The organism is Pantoea sp. DY-5 (assembly GCF_019795955.1).
GTDB classification, from domain to species: Bacteria; Pseudomonadota; Gammaproteobacteria; order Enterobacterales; family Enterobacteriaceae; genus Pantoea; species Pantoea leporis.
Genome location: NZ_JAIMIE010000005.1, coordinates 59632 through 76470, shown reverse-complemented (window position 1 = coordinate 76470; position 16839 = coordinate 59632). Strand labels below are relative to the sequence as shown.

The 16839-nt window shown below is 56.2% G+C and carries 19 protein-coding genes; 14 read left to right on the top strand and 5 right to left on the bottom strand.

From position 1 onward, the window contains the following. Positions 1 to 119: 119 nt before the first annotated feature. Genes K5Y30_RS16630 through K5Y30_RS16615 form a run of 4 tightly spaced genes read left to right on the top strand, consistent with a single transcriptional unit; the run spans position 120 to position 4763 of the window. The gene (locus tag K5Y30_RS16630; RefSeq protein ID WP_222212260.1) at positions 120 to 1646 is read left to right on the top strand and encodes an ABC transporter substrate-binding protein; all 1527 of its coding nucleotides are present in this window, start codon (positions 120 to 122) and stop codon (positions 1644 to 1646) included. Beyond that, positions 1646 to 2581: an ABC transporter permease gene (locus tag K5Y30_RS16625; RefSeq protein WP_222212258.1), complete on the top strand. Its 936-nt coding sequence runs from the start codon at positions 1646 to 1648 to the stop codon at positions 2579 to 2581. The genes K5Y30_RS16630 and K5Y30_RS16625 overlap by 1 nt, the downstream gene beginning before the upstream one ends. Further along, positions 2578 to 3363 carry an ABC transporter permease gene (locus K5Y30_RS16620; protein WP_222212256.1) on the top strand — a complete coding sequence of 262 codons (786 nt, stop codon included), beginning with the start codon at positions 2578 to 2580 and terminating at the stop codon, positions 3361 to 3363. Before K5Y30_RS16625 ends, K5Y30_RS16620 begins: the two co-directional genes overlap by 4 nt. Then, positions 3360 to 4763 carry an ABC transporter ATP-binding protein gene (locus K5Y30_RS16615; RefSeq protein ID WP_222212254.1) on the top strand — a complete coding sequence of 468 codons (1404 nt, stop codon included), beginning with the start codon at positions 3360 to 3362 and terminating at the stop codon, positions 4761 to 4763. Before K5Y30_RS16620 ends, K5Y30_RS16615 begins: the two co-directional genes overlap by 4 nt. Here the strand turns inward: K5Y30_RS16615 and K5Y30_RS16610 are convergent. Both K5Y30_RS16610 and K5Y30_RS16605 read right to left on the bottom strand, forming a co-directional pair. After that, complete coding sequence (locus tag K5Y30_RS16610) at positions 4760 to 5281, bottom strand: GNAT family N-acetyltransferase (protein WP_222212252.1); 522 nt, start codon at positions 5279 to 5281, stop codon at positions 4760 to 4762. The two genes, K5Y30_RS16615 and K5Y30_RS16610, sit on opposite strands and share 4 nt — an antisense overlap. A 141-nt stretch (positions 5282 to 5422) precedes the next feature. Continuing rightward, on the bottom strand, positions 5423 to 5971 hold the full coding sequence (locus tag K5Y30_RS16605) for a helix-turn-helix domain-containing protein (RefSeq protein ID WP_222212250.1): 549 nt from the start codon (positions 5969 to 5971) through the stop codon (positions 5423 to 5425). A 102-nt stretch (positions 5972 to 6073) separates the two neighbouring features. Here K5Y30_RS16605 and K5Y30_RS16600 point away from each other — a divergent pair, with 102 nt between their 5' ends. Further along, the gene (locus K5Y30_RS16600; RefSeq protein ID WP_110867038.1) at positions 6074 to 6748 is read left to right on the top strand and encodes an AzlC family ABC transporter permease; all 675 of its coding nucleotides are present in this window, start codon (positions 6074 to 6076) and stop codon (positions 6746 to 6748) included. After that, positions 6738 to 7058 carry an AzlD domain-containing protein gene (locus tag K5Y30_RS16595; RefSeq protein ID WP_222212248.1) on the top strand — a complete coding sequence of 107 codons (321 nt, stop codon included), beginning with the start codon at positions 6738 to 6740 and terminating at the stop codon, positions 7056 to 7058. The genes K5Y30_RS16600 and K5Y30_RS16595 overlap by 11 nt, the downstream gene beginning before the upstream one ends. Here the strand turns inward: K5Y30_RS16595 and K5Y30_RS16590 are convergent. After that, the gene (locus tag K5Y30_RS16590) at positions 7040 to 7582 is read right to left on the bottom strand and encodes a GNAT family N-acetyltransferase (RefSeq protein ID WP_222212246.1); all 543 of its coding nucleotides are present in this window, start codon (positions 7580 to 7582) and stop codon (positions 7040 to 7042) included. The genes K5Y30_RS16595 and K5Y30_RS16590 overlap by 19 nt on opposite strands. A gap of 93 nt (positions 7583 to 7675) precedes the next feature. On the opposite strand from K5Y30_RS16590, the gene K5Y30_RS16585 reads away from it, so the two are divergent. The 3 genes from K5Y30_RS16585 to K5Y30_RS16575 are packed head-to-tail and all read left to right on the top strand — an operon-like array spanning position 7676 to position 9897. Further along, positions 7676 to 8146 (top strand): GNAT family N-acetyltransferase, encoded by a 471-nt coding sequence (locus K5Y30_RS16585; RefSeq protein ID WP_222212244.1) that lies wholly within the window; start codon positions 7676 to 7678, stop codon positions 8144 to 8146. Positions 8147 to 8189: 43 nt separating this feature from the next. Further along, positions 8190 to 9158 (top strand): magnesium/cobalt transporter CorA, encoded by a 969-nt coding sequence (gene corA, locus K5Y30_RS16580; RefSeq protein ID WP_222212729.1) that lies wholly within the window; start codon positions 8190 to 8192, stop codon positions 9156 to 9158. A 52-nt stretch (positions 9159 to 9210) separates the two neighbouring features. Further along, entirely contained in the window at positions 9211 to 9897 is a 687-nt protein-coding gene (locus tag K5Y30_RS16575; RefSeq protein ID WP_222212242.1) for a DJ-1/PfpI family protein, read from the top strand. Positions 9898 to 9942: 45 nt separating this feature from the next. On the opposite strand, the gene K5Y30_RS16570 is transcribed toward K5Y30_RS16575, so the two are convergent. Further along, on the bottom strand, positions 9943 to 10674 hold the full coding sequence (locus K5Y30_RS16570; protein WP_222183956.1) for an SDR family oxidoreductase: 732 nt from the start codon (positions 10672 to 10674) through the stop codon (positions 9943 to 9945). 159 nt (positions 10675 to 10833) lie between these two features. On the opposite strand from K5Y30_RS16570, the gene K5Y30_RS16565 reads away from it, so the two are divergent. After that, entirely contained in the window at positions 10834 to 11766 is a 933-nt protein-coding gene (locus tag K5Y30_RS16565; protein ID WP_222212240.1) for an AraC family transcriptional regulator, read from the top strand. Positions 11767 to 12100: 334 nt separating this feature from the next. Here K5Y30_RS16565 and K5Y30_RS16560 read toward each other — a convergent pair whose 3' ends face one another. Next, complete coding sequence (locus tag K5Y30_RS16560; protein ID WP_222183952.1) at positions 12101 to 12805, bottom strand: SDR family oxidoreductase; 705 nt, start codon at positions 12803 to 12805, stop codon at positions 12101 to 12103. A 105-nt stretch (positions 12806 to 12910) separates the two neighbouring features. Between K5Y30_RS16560 and K5Y30_RS16555 the strand changes: the two genes are divergently transcribed. The 4 genes from K5Y30_RS16555 to K5Y30_RS16540 all read left to right on the top strand — a co-directional run bounded on the left by K5Y30_RS16555 (position 12911) and on the right by K5Y30_RS16540 (position 16838). Next, entirely contained in the window at positions 12911 to 13801 is an 891-nt protein-coding gene (locus tag K5Y30_RS16555; protein ID WP_222183950.1) for a LysR substrate-binding domain-containing protein, read from the top strand. Positions 13802 to 14050: 249 nt separating this feature from the next. Continuing rightward, complete coding sequence (locus K5Y30_RS16550) at positions 14051 to 15241, top strand: M20 family metallopeptidase (RefSeq protein WP_222183948.1); 1191 nt, start codon at positions 14051 to 14053, stop codon at positions 15239 to 15241. A gap of 16 nt (positions 15242 to 15257) precedes the next feature. Further along, positions 15258 to 16106 (top strand): transporter substrate-binding domain-containing protein, encoded by an 849-nt coding sequence (locus tag K5Y30_RS16545; RefSeq protein WP_222183945.1) that lies wholly within the window; start codon positions 15258 to 15260, stop codon positions 16104 to 16106. Positions 16107 to 16118: 12 nt separating this feature from the next. Continuing rightward, positions 16119 to 16838, top strand: coding sequence for an ABC transporter permease (locus K5Y30_RS16540; protein WP_222183944.1), 720 nt, complete (start codon positions 16119 to 16121; stop codon positions 16836 to 16838). The last annotated feature ends 1 nt before the right edge of the window (position 16839 follow it).

Below are 16839 nucleotides of genomic sequence, written 5' to 3'. Positions count from 1 at the left end.
AAGCACTGCGCGCAGCGTCAATTACCCGTCTTTGCCAGCAATCTGTGTTGAAATGTGTATTGTTATGTTATAACGTAATTAACTCACATAATTTGTAGCGGCTTCAGTCGGAAATCTTAATGAAATCAATGAAAAATTTGCTTATCGCTTCGGCGTTAGGCCTGGCTTCTTACGCCTCAATGGCGGCTGAACATGAGGATAAAACGGTGCGCATTGCGGCACCGTTTGAAATCAAAGGCGCCGATCCCGCACTCTCCGGCGACATTTTGTTGCGAATGGATGTGGTGGAAACGCTGGTGGAAGTGAACGAACGCGCCGAGCCCATTCCGGCGCTGGCGCAAAGCTGGCAGGTATCGGCAGATGGTTTGCAATGGCAATTGAATTTGCGTCCCAACGTGCGCTTCCATGATGGATCGCCATTGGATGCGGCCGCGGTGGTCAAATCACTCAACACCGCGCGCAGCAAAGCGGGTCTGCTGGATAAAACGCCGATCACCGCTATCAGCGGGGAAGGGCAACGCGTCACCATCACCTTGAGCGAACCATTTACGCCGCTGCTTTCGGTTTTAGCAGAGAGCCGTTCCCAGATTCTGGCGTTGGCTAGCTGGGATGCGCAGGACAACATCACCCGCATCATCGGCAGCGGCCCGTTTATGCTGACGTCATTCCAGCCACCGCAATCGCTGGCAGTAAAACGTTTTGAAGATTACTGGGGCGAAAAGCCGGCGATTGCGGCCGCCAGCTATCTCTCTTCCGGACGCGCCGAAACCCGCGCCTTGCTGGCGGAGAGCGGCGACGCGGATTACGTCTTCAACCTGGATGCTGCCAGCCGTCAGCGTTTAGCACGCAAGCCAGCGCTGCAGCTGCCCGCCATTCCGGTGCCGCGCACACTGATGCTAAAACTGAATGCGGGCGATCCGCTGTTAGCCGAACAGCCGGTGCGTGCAGCGATCAGCATGGCGATTGACCGTAACGCGCTGGCGATGGCGGTATTGCGTTATCCAGGCGCGGCCACTCAGTTATTCCCGCCAAATATGGGTGAATGGCACAACAACGCACTGCAACCGTTGCAATTCAATCCGCAGCAGGCGGCACAGCAACTGCAGGCGGCGGGGTGGAAAATGGGTGCAGATGGCGTGTTAGCACGTAACGGCCAGCGCTTTAGTGTGACGCTGCTGACCTTCCCCGATCGTCCCGAACTGCCGCTGATGGCGATGGTTATCCAGCAGCAGCTGCGCAAAGTCGGCATTGAAGTGAAGATCAACTCCACCAACGCCAGCGAAATTCCGGCGCAGCATCACAGCAATCGTCTACAACTGGCGCTGTTTTCCCGCAACTTTGCACTCACGCCTGATCCCACCGGCACGTTACTGCAGGATTATGCGGAAAAGGGCGGCGACTGGGGCGCGATGAACTGGCATCCGACCGGTTTTAGCGCGGCGTTGCACACCTTAACGCAATCCACTGACTCGGCAGAACGTGCGCAGGCACGTAACCTGATCACTGCCTCGTTACAGCAAGATCTGCCGGTGATCCCGATTGCCTGGTATCAGCAATCGGCCGCGATTAACAGCAAGCTGAAAAACGTCACGCTCGATCCGTTTGAACGCCACTTTGGTCTGCGTCAGATGCAGTGGGAGCAATGATGTTCAAACTACTTGGCTGGCGCGTAGCGCAGGCGGCTTTTGTGGTGTTGGCGGTGGGACTACTCACCTGGTTTTTGGTGCAGTCCTTGCCCGGCGATATGGCATGGCGTATTGCCAGCGGTCGTTATGGCTACGATCGGGTGGATGCCAGTGCGGTGGCGCGGGTGCAGCAGGAGCTAAGTGACTCGCTGCAGCAGGGCAGCGCGTTGCTGCACTGGCTATTCGATCTGCTGCAGTTCAACTTTGGTCGTTCGCTGGTCTCCGGCGAACCGGTGATGGATGAACTGCGCTGGCAGCTGAGTCAAACGCTGGCGCTGGCAGGTTCATCGCTTTTCCTGACGATTCTGTTTACCTTGCCGCTGGGCATTTGGGCAGGATGCCACGCCAATGGCAAGCTCGACCGCGCGTTATTCTGGCTGAGCGCGCTGCTGAAATCGGTGCCGCATTTTGCGCTGGGCATGCTGCTGATTGTCCTGCTGGCGCTGCAGCTCGATTGGCTGCCCAGCGCCGGGCATGGCGAGCTGCGTCATTTTCTGTTGCCATCGTTGACGCTGGCATTGTCGTTAACCGCGGTGGGCGTGCGCGTGGTGCGTGAAGCCACGTATCAGGTTGTCAGCTCGGGCTATTACCGCTGGGGCGCGCAGAAAGGATTAGCACCCGCAACGCTATTGCGTCGTCATGGATTGCGCAACCTCGCATCGCCGGTATTGACCTGGTTCGGCATGCAGTTTGTCTGGCTGGTGGAAGGCGTGGTGGTGGTAGAAACGCTGTTTGCCTGGCCTGGCATTGGTCACGCGCTGGTGCATGCCATCTTCGCCCGCGATGTGCCGGTGATTCAGGCCAGCGCCATGACGCTCGGGCTGCTGTTCGTGCTGCTGAATATGCTGGTGGATGCAGGTTGTCATCTGCTTGATCCCAGAGGAGCGCGCGCATGACAATTTCATTTTCGCGTCTTATCGGCCTGCTGCTGTTGTGCTTGCTGCTTGGTTTCGCCTTCCTGCTGCCCCTGATTCATCACGGCGATCCGCTGGAACAGGATCTGCTGCAAATGCTGCACGCGCCGAGCGGCGCCAATCTTCTCGGGTTTGATCATCTTGGTCGCGACATGCTGCCGCGCCTTAGTGCCGCGTTGCGCCTTTCGCTGGGTCTCGCGGCGTTGTGTGTGATGAGCGCGTTGTTTGCGGGCGTGCTGGCTGGCGTATTCAGCGCACTGTATGGCGGCTGGCTGGATCGTCTGCTCACCATGCTCGGCGATATGTGTCTGGCGCTGCCGGGATTGCTGCTGGTGCTGCTGTTAGCGGCGATTGCGCCGGATTCTCCCGGCATGTTGTGGCTGGGGATTTCGCTGGTGCTGTGGGTGGAGTTCTTCCGCGTCACGCGCGCAACCCTGCGCCCGATTGTGCAGGCACCCGGCATGCAGGCCTCAAAGTTGCTCGGTTTTTCGGCGTTCTACCGTTTCCGCCGACACCTGTGGCCAGCGTTAGCGCCGGTATTAACCACGTTGACTCTGTTCTCGTTCAGCAGCGCCATCATGGCGGTATCGGCGCTTGGCTTTATCAGCGTCGGCGTACGTCCGCCGACGCCAGAACTGGGTTTGATGATGACCGAACTGCTGCCGTTTGCCTGGGAAGCACCGTGGCTGCTAATGCAGCCGGTAATCGCGCTGTTTCTGCTGTTGATCAGCCTGAATCTGTTAATGAAAAAGGAGCGTAAATGAAAGGATTACAGGTTATCGGCATCAGCGTCACAACCGCCAGCGCCACGCTGGTGGAACCGGTTGATTTCACCTTGCAGCCCGGACAACCGCTGACCTTGCTGGGTGAAACCGGTTCAGGTAAAAGCCTGCTGGCACAAGCGGTCATGGGCATTTTGCCTGACGATTTACAGGCCAGCGGCACGCTGATCATCAACGAACAGCGTTTTACTCTGCCACAGGATGCCGAATTGTTGCGTGAATTATGGGGCCGCACATTAGCGTCGCTGCCGCAGGAGCCGTGGCTGTCGCTGGATCCCACCATGTCAGTGCTGCAGCAGGTTGCGGAAGGCTATCGTTATGTACGCGGAAACGCGAAATCCACCAGCGCACTGTCGGCCCAGCGCGATTTAAAGCAGCTTGGTTTACAGGACGCGGCGCCGCGTTTTCCGTGGCAACTCTCCGGCGGGATGGCGCAGCGCGCCGCCTTTGCCGCCGCACGAGCAGGTGGCGCGGAGATACTGATTGCCGATGAACCCACCAAAGGGCTGGATGTGGCGCGTCGTGATGAGGTAGCGGCCTTACTGCGCCGGGAAGTGGCCGACGGCGGCACACTGCTCACCATCACCCACGACATCGCGCTGGCGTGCCAGTTGGGCGGTGAGGTGATCGTGATGCATAAAGGCAAGGTGATCGAGCAGGGCAGGGCGGAACAGGTGTTACATGAACCGCAGCAGCGCTATACGCGTGAATTAATCGCCGCCGATCCCACCGCCTGGCCTGCACGGCAACAAACCGTTATTGGCAGTAAACCGGTGGTGAGCGCTGAGGGCATCCGCTTGCAGCGCGGCGGTAAATCGCTCGGCGTGCCGCAAAACTTCAGGCTGCACGCCGGAGAAATCGTTGGATTACACGGTGCCAGCGGCAGCGGTAAAAGTAGCTTTGGCGATGTGCTGCTCGGCCTGCTAACGCCGCAGCATGGCAAGGTGACGCGGCATGCGGCGGTCGATGGGCTGAAATACCAGAAGATTTATCAGGATCCGTCTGCGCTGTTCCCACCGACCCGCACGCTGGCGCAAAGCCTAAACGATGTGTTGCGCCGTCATCGCATCGCCTCCACGCGGCGGGATGCGCTGATGGAGCGATTGGCGCTGTCACCAGAACTGCTGACGCGTCGTCCCGATTCACTGTCGGGCGGCGAGCTGCAGCGCTTCTCGCTGTTACGCGTGATGCTGCTGGATCCGGTATTTTTATTTGCCGATGAACCTACATCGCGTCTGGATCCGCTGGTGCAGCAGCAAACCATCCAGCTCATCACCTCGCTGGCGCGCGAGCAACAATGCGCAGTGTTGTTGGTGAGCCACGATCGCGATCTGCTGGAAAAGGCCACGCATCGTATGATCGCGATGGAGGCAGTCGCTTAACGTTCTGGCGGCTGGCTGTCGCCGTGACCGAGTGAACGCTGCATCACTACGGTATCCAGCCAGCGGCCATGTTTGAATCCCACCGATTTCATTACACCGGTGTGCTCAAAACCGAGCGCCCGATGTAATCCCAGCGATCCGGCATTCGCGCTATCGCCAACAATCGCGATGATTTGGCGAAATCCCGCCGCTTCTGCCAGCGCAATGGCTTTTTGCAACAGTGCGCGACCAATGCCTCTGCCGGTTTGCTGCTGATCGAGGTAAATCGAATCCTCCAGCGTAAAGCGATAGGCATAGCGCGGGCGATACGGCGCCAGATAGCAATAACCCAACACCTGATCATCCTCCTGCGCCACCAGCCAAAAACCGCCGCGCTGCTGCACATCCTGCACGCGATTCTGCATTTCGCTCGCCGAAGGGGGTTCAGTTTCAAAGGTCGCGGTACCGTGCAGCACATGCCAGGCGTAGATTTTCTGAATGGCAGGGGCGTGATGAGGTCGGGCGGGAATAATGTCCATATGTTCCTGATTCATAGCGGAGAAGATCACAGCATGCCACCGCGCCGCACGCGAATCATAGGATTTAATAATAGGAAATTCTGATGGCTAACCTTCTGTGCCGTAGGGTCGCCATTCATGGCGACCTGGCCTAACTCACGCTCAATTCTGCTCCGATAATTGCACCGCCATAGTATCCGCCTCTAAAGCCTCGAACACATGAGGTTCGTCGGCGGGATAGCAAATGTAGTCGCCTGGATGCAGTTCGACCGGCGCATCGCGCGGCCCCACCAACGCACGGCCACGCGCGATGATCACATGTTCCACCGAGCCCGGCGGATGCGGTTTTGATTCACGCGGCGCGCCCGGTTGGCTGGTGACCAGATAGAGATCGCGGCGTCCGCCGGGCGGGCAGCTTGCCAGCAATGCCGCCTGATAATCCGCCATCTCCGCTGAGACGATCATGCCTTCGCCACGGCGAATCACCTGCAATCGCTTCACTTCCGGCTCCATCAAACGCGCGAAAGGAATGTTTAGCGCCACACACAGCGCCCACAACGTTTCAAGGCTGGGATTGCCATTGCCCGCTTCGAGTTGCGACAGCGTAGATTTGGCGATGCCGGCGCGACGCGCCACTTCTGTCAGTGAAAGCCCCGCGCGCTGACGTTCGCGCAGTAATCCGACAGCAATAATATCAATTGGCGTGGTCAAACCTTCTCCTGTTCTTTATATCGAACGATTTGTTCGTCTTGTAAAACGATTCTGGCGCGTTCATTATAACGGCTTTCCTGTTCGATATGAGATCAAATTGTGATGCGTCTGGGTGCAGTACCGCTTGATCGCGGAGTAATAAAAGCCATTTTCCTGGTTTGTCTGGCCGATGGTATTGTCGGGCTCTCTTACGGTTCGCTGGCGGCAGCGGAAGGGTTTCCGCTGTGGGTGCCGATTGCACTATCAACGCTGGTGCTGGCGGGCGCGTCGGAATTCCTGTTTATCGGCATTGTGGCGGGCGGCGGTAGTCCGTTGACCGCAGCGGCGGCGGGTTTGCTGGTCAACGCGCGGCATCTGCCGTTTGGTATTGCGGTGAAAGATCTGGTTGGCAAAGGCAGCCGCAGCCTGCTGGGATGCCACATCATGAACGATGAAAGCGTGGTGTTTGGTATTTCCCAGCCAAAGCTGGCGCAACGTCGTGCCGCGTACTGGATTTGCGGTTTAGGTATTTTCACCATCTGGCCGCTGTCGGTCATTGGCGGTGCGGTGATCGGCCGCTTTATTCCCGATGTCTCGGCCATTGGTTTGGATGCGGTGTTCCCGGCGATCCTGATTGCCCTGATATTCCCGGCGCTGCGTCAGCGTCGTACGCTGATCCCCGCGACGCTGGGCACCACGCTGTCTGTGCTGGCGACACCGTTTGTGCCAGCGGGCATGCCGGTGCTGTTTTCACTGCTGGGATTACTGAGCTGGCGGGAGCGTAAAAATGCAAAATAATCTGATCATTGGCGGCATCGCGCTGCTGGCGGTAGGCACTTATGCGGTTCGTTTCGCCGGTTATCGCCTGGGCAGCCGCATGCAGATGTCGGATCGCGCACGCAATATGCTATCCGATGCTGCCACCGTTTTGCTGCTGGCGGTGGCCGTTACCACCGCGCTGTTTGAAGGCACGCATTTTGCCGGCGTGGCGCGCATCGCCGGCGTGCTGTTTGCGGTGTTTCTGGCCTGGCGCCGCACACCGCTAATCCTGGTGATTATCGGTGCCGCGCTAATGACCGCGTTGCTACGTTACTTCGGCGTGCCCTGATCGCGCCAGGTTTGCGCGCGTAATTCATATACCAAACTGGCGGGCGCGCCCGGAACATCGTGAACCTGGCCGTAACAGCGCAGTCCCGCCTTTTCCAGTACCTGCTGTGATGCTATATGATCCTGACGCACCGCCGCATCAATAACCGGAAGCTGGCATTCATCGAAGCCATAAGCGATAACCCTTCGTGCAAACTCGGTGGCGAAACCTTTTCCCCACGCCTCTTTCGCCAGACGATAGCCAAGATTGTTTACCGGCTTGCCAGCAAACTCGCGCACCGATAAACCACCAAATCCGATAACCTCATCCGGCTGTTCCCGCAGGCAAATTGCCCAGTTACCAAAGGGAAAGGATTGCCAGTGCGCCAGCCAGCGATTTAACACCTCCTCTGCAAAGGCTAAATCGGGAAACGGACCCGCCGGATTGAACATATTGGTAGCGGGATCGCCATAGATGGCAAACAGTCGCTGAACATCGGTTGGAGCAACCGGACGAAGAAATAAACGTGATGAAGTGAGCTGCATTGTCGTAACCTTTTGTAGCCGGATTCGGCGTTATCTTCCTGATGAGTTTTGTTACTGTGATACTCCACGGATTACTAGCATAGAGGAAAACGTATGAAACCGCGTTTAGCCCGCTGTGATGAAACGGCCGTGCTGTGGCGCATCCGAAATCTTGCCATTCGCCACGGTTGCCAAAACGTTTATCCCGCTGATGTGATCGCCGCATGGACGCCCGATGCGTTGCCGTCTGGCTACTTTGAGGCGGTAAAAAGCAATCCGTTTTATGTGGTCGAGGATGCTGAATATGGCGTGGCTGCGACCGGATTTCTTGATCTGCACAGCGGCAGCGTTGAAGCGATCTTTACGCTGCCGGCCTGTAATGGCAAAGGTTATGCCAGCGCCATCATGCAGGCAATTATCGATGAAGCGTGTCAGCGTGGTTTTACTCAATTGACGCTCGCCGCCACGCCCAACGCCAGTAGCTTCTATCAGCGCCACGGTTTTCGTGTGGTGCGTGAAGCGCTTTATCCCTCGGCGCTGGCGCAAGCCGATCTTCCTTGCGTCGAAATGGTACGTAATCTTTAAGGCTAAAATGAAAAAGAGTGCAAACAACAAGGACGGCGCGAATATGGTCATTAACTGCGTAGCGTATCGCCACGGCAAGCGCGAAGAGCATGTCGACATCGCCGATATTAGTGAAGTATTAAAAGAGGATAAATCCTTCGTCTGGATGGGTTTGTATCAACCCGAACCGGCCTTTATGCAGACGCTGCAGCAGGAGTTCAGCCTGCACGAACTGGCGATTGAAGATGCGCTGGTGGCGCATCAGCGACCGAAGATCGAGCAGTACGGCGATTCGGTATTTATCGTGGTAAAAACCGCCCACATGGACGATTTGCAGCGCATCACCTTCGGCGAAACCCACTTCTTTCTCGGCAAAAATTTCCTGATTACCGTGCGTCACGGATCATCGGAAGGCTATGCAGACATCCGCACCAAAGCCGAAAAGAACCACGCATTACTGTGTGAAGGTCCGGGTTATGCGCTCTATTGCATCCTCGATTTCATCGTTGATAACTATAGCAAAATCACCGAATCACTCAACGATCGCATTAGCGGGCTGGAACAGGGCATGTTCACCACGCGTTTTGACAGCGACGCGCTGCAAAACGTTTATCACCTGCGCCGTGAACTGCTGGCGCTGCGTAACGCCGCGCTGCCGGTGACCGAAATCTGTCAGCAGCTGGTGCGCTTCCATGAAGATATCATTCCAAAAAATCTGCGCGCCTACCTGCGTGACGTGCAGGACCACGCGCATCATGTGATGATCGATGCGGAAGATATGCGTGAAATGCTCACCAGCGCGATGCAGGTCAATCTAGCGCTGGTGTCCGTGCAGCAAAGCGAAGTGAATAAAAAGCTCGCCGGTTGGGGGGCGATCCTGATTGTGCCCACCATTATATTCAGCATGTACGGCATGAACTTCCCCGATATGCCGGAGTTGCACACGCACTTTGGCTATCCCGCGGTGGTGGGCATAACCGTCGTCATCTGCTGCGTGATGTGGTGGCGGCTGAAAAAGGCCGGTTGGTTATAACCGTTAAATGCCTGCATTTTTTTGAACAACTTGCTGCAACCCGGAGCGAAAGATGTCTTTTAATATTGGTCTGCTGCTGTTCCCCAACCTCACGCAACTCGATCTAACCGGTCCATGGGAAGTATTTGCCCGCATGCCCAACGTTAACAACTATCTGATTTGGAAAGATCGCCAGCCGGTGATGTCGGATCGAGGGCTGGCGATCGTACCCACCGTGACCTTTAACGATTGCCCGCAACTCGATTTGATCTGCATTCCCGGCGGTCCCGGACAAATTGCGCTAATGGATGATGACGAAACGCTGGATTTTGTCCGTCGCATGGCGGAGAACGCAAAGTGGGTGACTTCGGTGTGTACCGGTTCGCTGGTGTTAGGTGCTGCGGGATTGTTGCAGGGATATCGCGCAACGTCGCATTGGGGTTCGCTTGATCAACTGAGCCTGCTCGGTGCCACGCCGGTGGCGGAACGCGTGGTGCGCGACCGCAACCGCATCACTGGCGCGGGCGTCACTTCGGGCATTGATTTCGCTTTAACCATAGCGGAAGAGCTGCTTGGACGTGAAATCGCGGAAAACATCCAGCTGCAGATGGAGTACGATCCGGCGCCGCCATTCCATTCAGGTTCGCCACGCAGCGCCTTGCCGCAACGTTTGGCTGAGGCAAAAAGCCAGATGCAGGATTTTATTTCTCGGCGCCGTGCGGCGACCGAAAGTGCCGCAGCGCGGCTCAAGCGCGATTGATAAAAGCTGGCGATTTCAGCCTGAAATCGCCACTGTTTTTACCGCTTAATGTGCGCTGGCAGTAGGGCGCACCGTGATTTCACTGGTGTCCACCTCGCCAGGCTGATCGATGGCCCAACTCACCGCTTTGGCAATAGCTTCTGGCTGGAGCGCAATCTGGCGATAGCTCTTCATCGCTTCACGCGCGGTGCTATCGCTGATGGTATCTGCCAGTTCAGATTCGACTACGCCAGGATTGATCACCGTAACCCGCAGATGTTGCGACTCCTGACGCAGGCCATCGGAAATGGCGCGTACGGCGAATTTAGTCGCGCAGTAAACGGCGGCGGTCGGCGAAACGGTTAGCGCGCCAACCGAGGCGATATTGATAATGTGACCAAACTGCTGCGCCTGCATGGTCGGCAGCACCGCCGCAATGCCATACAGCACGCCGCGAATATTGACGTCCAGCATCAGATCCCATTCATCGACTTTCATTGAGCTCATGGGCGACAGCGGCATTACGCCCGCATTGTTGATCATCACATCAATACGGCCATATTTCTCCCGTGCAAAATCGACCAGCTGCTGGGTATCGGCGCGCTTTGTCACATCGGTGGCAAGATAATCTACACTCGCGCCGCCAAAGCGCAGCTCATCACACAACGCCTGCAGACGATTGGTGCGGCGCGCGCCGAGCACCAGTTGATGACCTTGCTGAGCCAGATAACGTGCAATGCCTTCGCCAATGCCGCTGCTGGCACCCGTCAAAATAATCACTTTCTTCGCTGTGTTCATGATGCATTCCTCGTTGAGTTGACGAGGCTATTGTTGATAAATCATGCAACGCGCAACAGACCGGATTGTGGCGCATCTTTGCCTGATCCTCTCGTGTGCATTGTGCAAACAGCAGCTTGATGGCTATGCTTTGCCTGAATCTCTCAGCGGAAATCACTCATGTCGCAATCCGTACAACAGCGCACCCGCGCCTTACTTAGCCAGCTGGCGCGTCAGGAAGGCTATACAGAATCACTGCTTGATAGTGTGCGCTTTATGCGTGCCGATCGGCTGTGGGCGCGCACGCCGGTGCTGTATGAGCCGAGCATCATTATTATTTGCCAGGGATCGAAACGAGCTTTCCTCGCCGACAAAATGTATCGCTATGATTCGCAGCACTATCTGGTGTTGTCAGTGCCGCTGCCGTTTTCTGCTGAGACGGAAGCCACATCAGAAGAGCCGCTGCTGGGCATCGCGATTCGTCTGGATGTTGCCATGGTGGCGCGGCTGGTGGCGCAACTGGCCAGCAGTGAAACGGCGGTATTCGATGCGCCGGCTGGCATTATCTCCACACCGATCAACGAAACGCTAGCGGAGAGCACGCTGCGTTTACTGGAAGCGTTGAGCGATCCCCTTGAAGCCAAAGTGTTGGGGCCGGCGCGCGTCGAAGAGATCTGTTTTCGCATATTGATGGGCGAGCAGGGCGGCGCTGTGCGTGCGGCGTTAACTTATCAAGGCCATTTTGGTCGTATCGCGCGGGCTTTGCAGCGCATCCATGCCGACTGGCGTCAGCCGCTGGATGTACCGCATCTGGCGAATGAAGCCGGGATGAGCGTGCCGCGCTTCCATCTGCATTTTAAAACCGTGACGCAAACCTCACCGATTCAATATTTAAAATCGCTGCGGTTGCATCAGGCGCGCTTAATGATGATCCGCGACAATCTCACCGCCGCTGGCGCAGCAGCTCGCGTCGGCTATGAAAGTGATTCGCAGTTTAATCGTGAGTTCAAACGAATGTTTGGTCGTAGTCCGGCAGAAGAGGCGCGGGAGATGAAGCGGGCGTTTGAGTTGTTACCGCCGGAGCAGCTGTCCGGCCGATTACAGGCGCATTAACTTAGCGAATGCTCATGATGGCGACGACCATAAAAATCCAGAATACCGCACAGCCGGTAAACATCAATTGCCAAACCTGGTGGCGTTGTGCGGTGAAAAGAGTAGACATACGAGCACGTAGAATCGATTGCATAGTGACCTCAAATTAAAATGTTCATAATTAAATGAGCTGAAGCAGGAAAATTCTGTCAGCGAATAAGAACATTCTGGCTTTTTTTGAGGATGAAAATCGACAAGACCGGTCTTGTTTTTTGCTTGATAAATAAACGGTAGTAATACAAAAAGCCATGAACATCAGGAAACTATTCATGGCTTAACAGAAGGAAATTCCTCATTACACGCTTCGCGTCACGCCACCATCAACGCGAATATTCTGAGCGGTAATATAGGCCGCGCCGGGCGACGCGAGAAAGGCGATAGTTGCCGCCACTTCTTCAGACGTGCCGTAACGCTGTAGTGGCACGCTATCCCGGCGTTCATCGGTTTTCGGCAAGCTGTCGATCCAGCCAGGCAGCACATTGTTGATGCGAATGTTATCGGTCGCGTAGGTATCAGCGAAGATTTTGGTGAAGGATGCCAGGCCGGCGCGGAACACCGCTGAGGTCGGGAACATATCGGTTGGCTCAAAGGTCCACGCCGACGAGATATTGATAATGCTGCCGCCGCCCTGTTTCTGCATGATTGGCGTCACCAGACGCGTGGCGCGCACCACATTCAAAAAGTAGGTTTCCATGCCGAGCTGCCATTGCGCGTCGGTTAACTCAAGAATTGGCGCGCGCGGACCATGACCGGCGCTGTTCACCAGCACATCAATGCGTCCCCAGCGCGCCAGCGTTTGATCTACCAGCTTCTGCAAATCATCAACGGATTGATTGGATCCTGTTACTCCTAAACCGCCGAGTCGCTCCGCCAGCGCTTCACCTTTGCCGGATGAAGAGAGGATTGCCACTTTGAAGCCGTTGCTCGCCAGTTTCTCCGCTGCTGCTGCACCCATGCCGCTGCCACCGGCGACGATTACTGCCACTTTTTCTACTGTCATTATTGATCTTCCTGTTAATTAAAAATCGATTAAATCCAGTATAAAAGGTAATTTCGGCAGCAGAGAGTCAGTCTGTTTGCCAATTGACGATAGGAAAACTACAGGATGAGCCAGGGATTCAGCGAGCTGCCGCCGCTTAATGCGTTGAAAGTGTTTGAAGCGGTGACGCGCCATTTGAATTTTCGCCTGGCGGCGGAAGAGTTAGGTGTGACGCAGGGTGCGGTGGCGCAGCAAATTCGCGGTCTGGAAGCCAGCCTTGGGTTGAAATTGTTTGATCGATTGCCGCGCACGCTGGCGCTGACCGGCGCGGGTGCAGGTTATGCAGTCAGTATTCGTCAGGCGTTTGAACTGATCGATGAAGCCACGCGCACGCTGCGTCCGGAACCGAATCGCTTAACGTTGAGCGTAACGCCCACCTTTGCCAGCCGCTGGATGCTGCCGCGCTTACCGGGTTTTACCGCCGCGTGGCCGGATATCGATCTGCGCGTGTTGGCTTCTGAGCGGCTGGTGCAGTTTCATCATGAAGGCGTTGATTTAGCAGTGCGCTACGGCAGGCCGCCGTTTGGCGCGGGTCTGGATGCCACTTTGCTGTTTAGCCAAACGGTCTTAGCGGTGGTGAGTCCTGCGCTGTTAGCCGAGCTTGGCGCTCCGGCTGCAAGCGACAACTGTCAGCGCTACGCCTTGTTGCACGATGGTCACCATCTGTGGCCAGCATTTCTCGCGTTTACCTTCCCGAATTTATCGCTGCATCATCAGCATCACCTGCGTTTCAATCAAACCGCGCTGGCATTGGAAGCGGCGATCAGCGGGCAGGGCATTGCGCTTACCAGCCCGCATTTCGTGCAGAACGATCTGGCCAGCGGACGTTTGGTGCCGGCGTTTACGCAGCAAATGATGATGGATGCCGGTTGGTATCTGGTGTGGCCGCGCCGTCCGCGCGAGCAAGCGCCAGTGATGGCGGTGCGCGATTGGCTTTTAGCGCAGGTTAGCGGCTGATATTTGTTCAGCAACGAAATCAGTAAAACTGATGATCCGCACAGGATCATGAATGTTATAACTGCTTAATAATGCAGACGTGGGGTTTTATCCTGTAAAGGCAGTGAATTAGCAAAATATCGCGAAAATTCAGCAAGTAAAGCAACAGATTGCGCGTTGCATTCTGTCGGATGCTGTGAATAAATACGGAGTCAATTTTAATAAAAATGCCATTAAGGCCAGGCTCGCGCCTGAAAAAGATCATTGCATATGACCGACCATAAAGATGTTTTAGCCAGGGACATCAGCGCCAAAAGCGAAAGCATGCAGGCGCATCTCATCGCCATCCGCCGTGACATTCACGCGCATCCGGAGCTGGGTTTTGACACCGTTCGCACCGCCCACATCGTTGAGCAGGAACTGCTGCGCCTGAGTCTGACGCCGAAAACCGGCGTCGGCAGAACCGGCGTGATGGTAGATATTGTCGGCGCGCATCCCGGTAAAACCGTGCTGTTACGCGCAGATATGGATGCGTTGCCAATCCACGAACAAACCGGCTTGCCTTTCAGCAGCCAGTATCCCGGCAAAATGCACGCCTGCGGTCACGATATTCACACCGCGACGCTGCTCGGCGTGGCGGCGATTGTGCCGCACTACCGCGCGCAGCTGCATGGCACCTTGCGTTTGATTTTCCAGCCTGCGGAAGAGACGCCCGATAGCGGGGCCGAAGCGATGATCGCTGATGGCGCGGCAGATGGCGTCGATCTGGCCATCACGCTGCACAACAAACCAGAACTGGCCGCCGGTGAAATCGGCTTAACGCGCGGCGCCAGCACCGCTTCCAGCGATGAGTTTGATGTGGTGGTGCACGGTAAATCAACGCACGCCGCCCGTCCGCACATTGGAACCGATCCGATCATTGCCGCTGTCAATCTGGTCAGCCAGCTGCAAACCATTATTTCGCGCGAGCTCGATCCCGCCAACTCGGCGGTGCTAACCATCGGCCACATTCATGGCGGCAGCACGCACAACATCATTTCCGATAGCTGCCTGATTCAGGGCACGGTACGCGCCAAATCACCGGCGGCGCGTGCGCATATCGAAGACGCGTTTAAACGTATCTGCGCGGGCGTCGCGCTGTCGCTGAATGTGCGCGTTGAGGTGAATTATCAGCGCGGTGTACCGCCGTTGATGAACGACGATGCGCTGATTGATGCGCTGGAACCGATTTTGTCGCATCAGTTTGGTAAAGCGATTATCGCCAAACCGAGCGCCAGCTTTGGCGCCGAAGATTTCTCGCTGTTTACCGAGCGCGCTCCCGGTTGCCAGATCCACATTGGATCCGGCGCACCGGGACGCGACGACCATCTGCACAATTCGGATTACCAACCCGACGAGCGCAGTATCCATGCCGGCACGCAGGCATTAGCCCGTTTAGCCATTGATTTACTCTCAAAATAACGAACTTCGAGGTTTTATGATGATGCGTAAAGGACTGTTTACCGCTTCTGTGGGCATGCTGCTGATTGCCTCTTCTGCTCTGGTGCAGGCAAAAGATTTTGGCACGCTGAAATTCGCCACTGAGGCCGCTTATCCGCCGTTTAACCAATCTACGCCGAACGGCAAAATCGTCGGTTATGAGCCGGATATGGTGGCTGAAATCGCTAAACGAGCCGGTTTCAAATACGAAATCGTGGCGCAGAAATGGTCCGGTATGATTCCGGGTTTGGTAGACGGCAAATATGATGCGGTGATCGATGCCGTGACCGTCACGCCGAAGCGTGAAGAAGTGGTGGATTTCTCACGCCAGTACACCGTCAGCGTTTCAGGTTTCGTCACCCTGAAGGGCAGCGCAGTTGATACCTTGCCCGGCAATGGCGAAGTGGTGCTGGCGGATGACGAAGCCGCGATGACCAAATCTATCGATGCGCTGAAAGCCAAATTCAAGGGCAAAACCATCGCGGTGCAGGTTGCCACCATTCAGGCGGACTTCCTCAACAAATATCTGGCGGATGTGGCAACCATTCGCACGTATCAGGCCGGTCCGGAAACCTTCGCCGATCTGCTGAACGGCCGCGTTGATGCGGTGATGGCGTCACGCACCAACCTGAATGCCTATGTGAAAAAGCATGCGGATACGGTGAACAGCACCGGTTACGGTTTCTCGGGCGGCGTGCTGGGCCAGGGTTCCGCCATTGCGATTCAGAAAAACAATCCGGAGCTGAAAGAGGCGCTGGATAGCGCGTTAAATTCAATGATCAAAGATGGCACGCTGAAGCAGCTGTCTGAAAAATGGTTCGGCGAAAACGTCGCACCTAAAGAGTAATTCCAGGCGCTTATGGCTATTGATTGGCAAATCTTAGGTTTTGGTGACGAAGGTTGGGGCGGCGTGTTGCTTAACGCCGCCACGGTGACCGTCACCGTTTCATTGTGTGCATGGCTGCTGGGCGCAATCCTCGGCAGCCTGTTGTGTTGGATGCAGATTGGTGGAAGGCGCTGGCAGCAGCGCCTCGCCAACGGCTACATCACGCTGTTTCGTGGTGTGCCGGAGCTGCTAGTGATCTACCTGTTCTATTTTGGTGGACGTCAGGTGGTGTCGTTTGTCGGGGAAAGTCTAGGCCTGCAAGGACCGTTTGATGTGAACGGCTTTGTCGCCGGCGCGATTGCCATCGGCCTGATCTCCGGCGCATATCAAAGTAGCGTGTTCCGCGGTGCGTTCTATGCAATCCCGAAAGGCACGCTGGAAGCTGCAACGGTAACGGGCATGGGCCGTTTGATGCTGTTCCGCCGCATGATTGTGCCGCAGGCGCTGAAAACCGCGCTGCCGGGCATGGGCAATCAGTGGCAATCGGTGATCAAGGAGTCGGCGCTGGTTTCGGTCACCGGTTTGGTGGAAACCATGAACCAGATCTCCACCGCCTCCAACTCGACGCAAATGCCGTTCTTCTTCTACAGCGTTGGCGCGGTGATCTACCTGATCATCACCACCTGTTCCGATTTTGTTTTCCGCTATGTGGAAAAAGTGGCCATGCGCGGGCAACAACGCGCGCGGTTGTAAG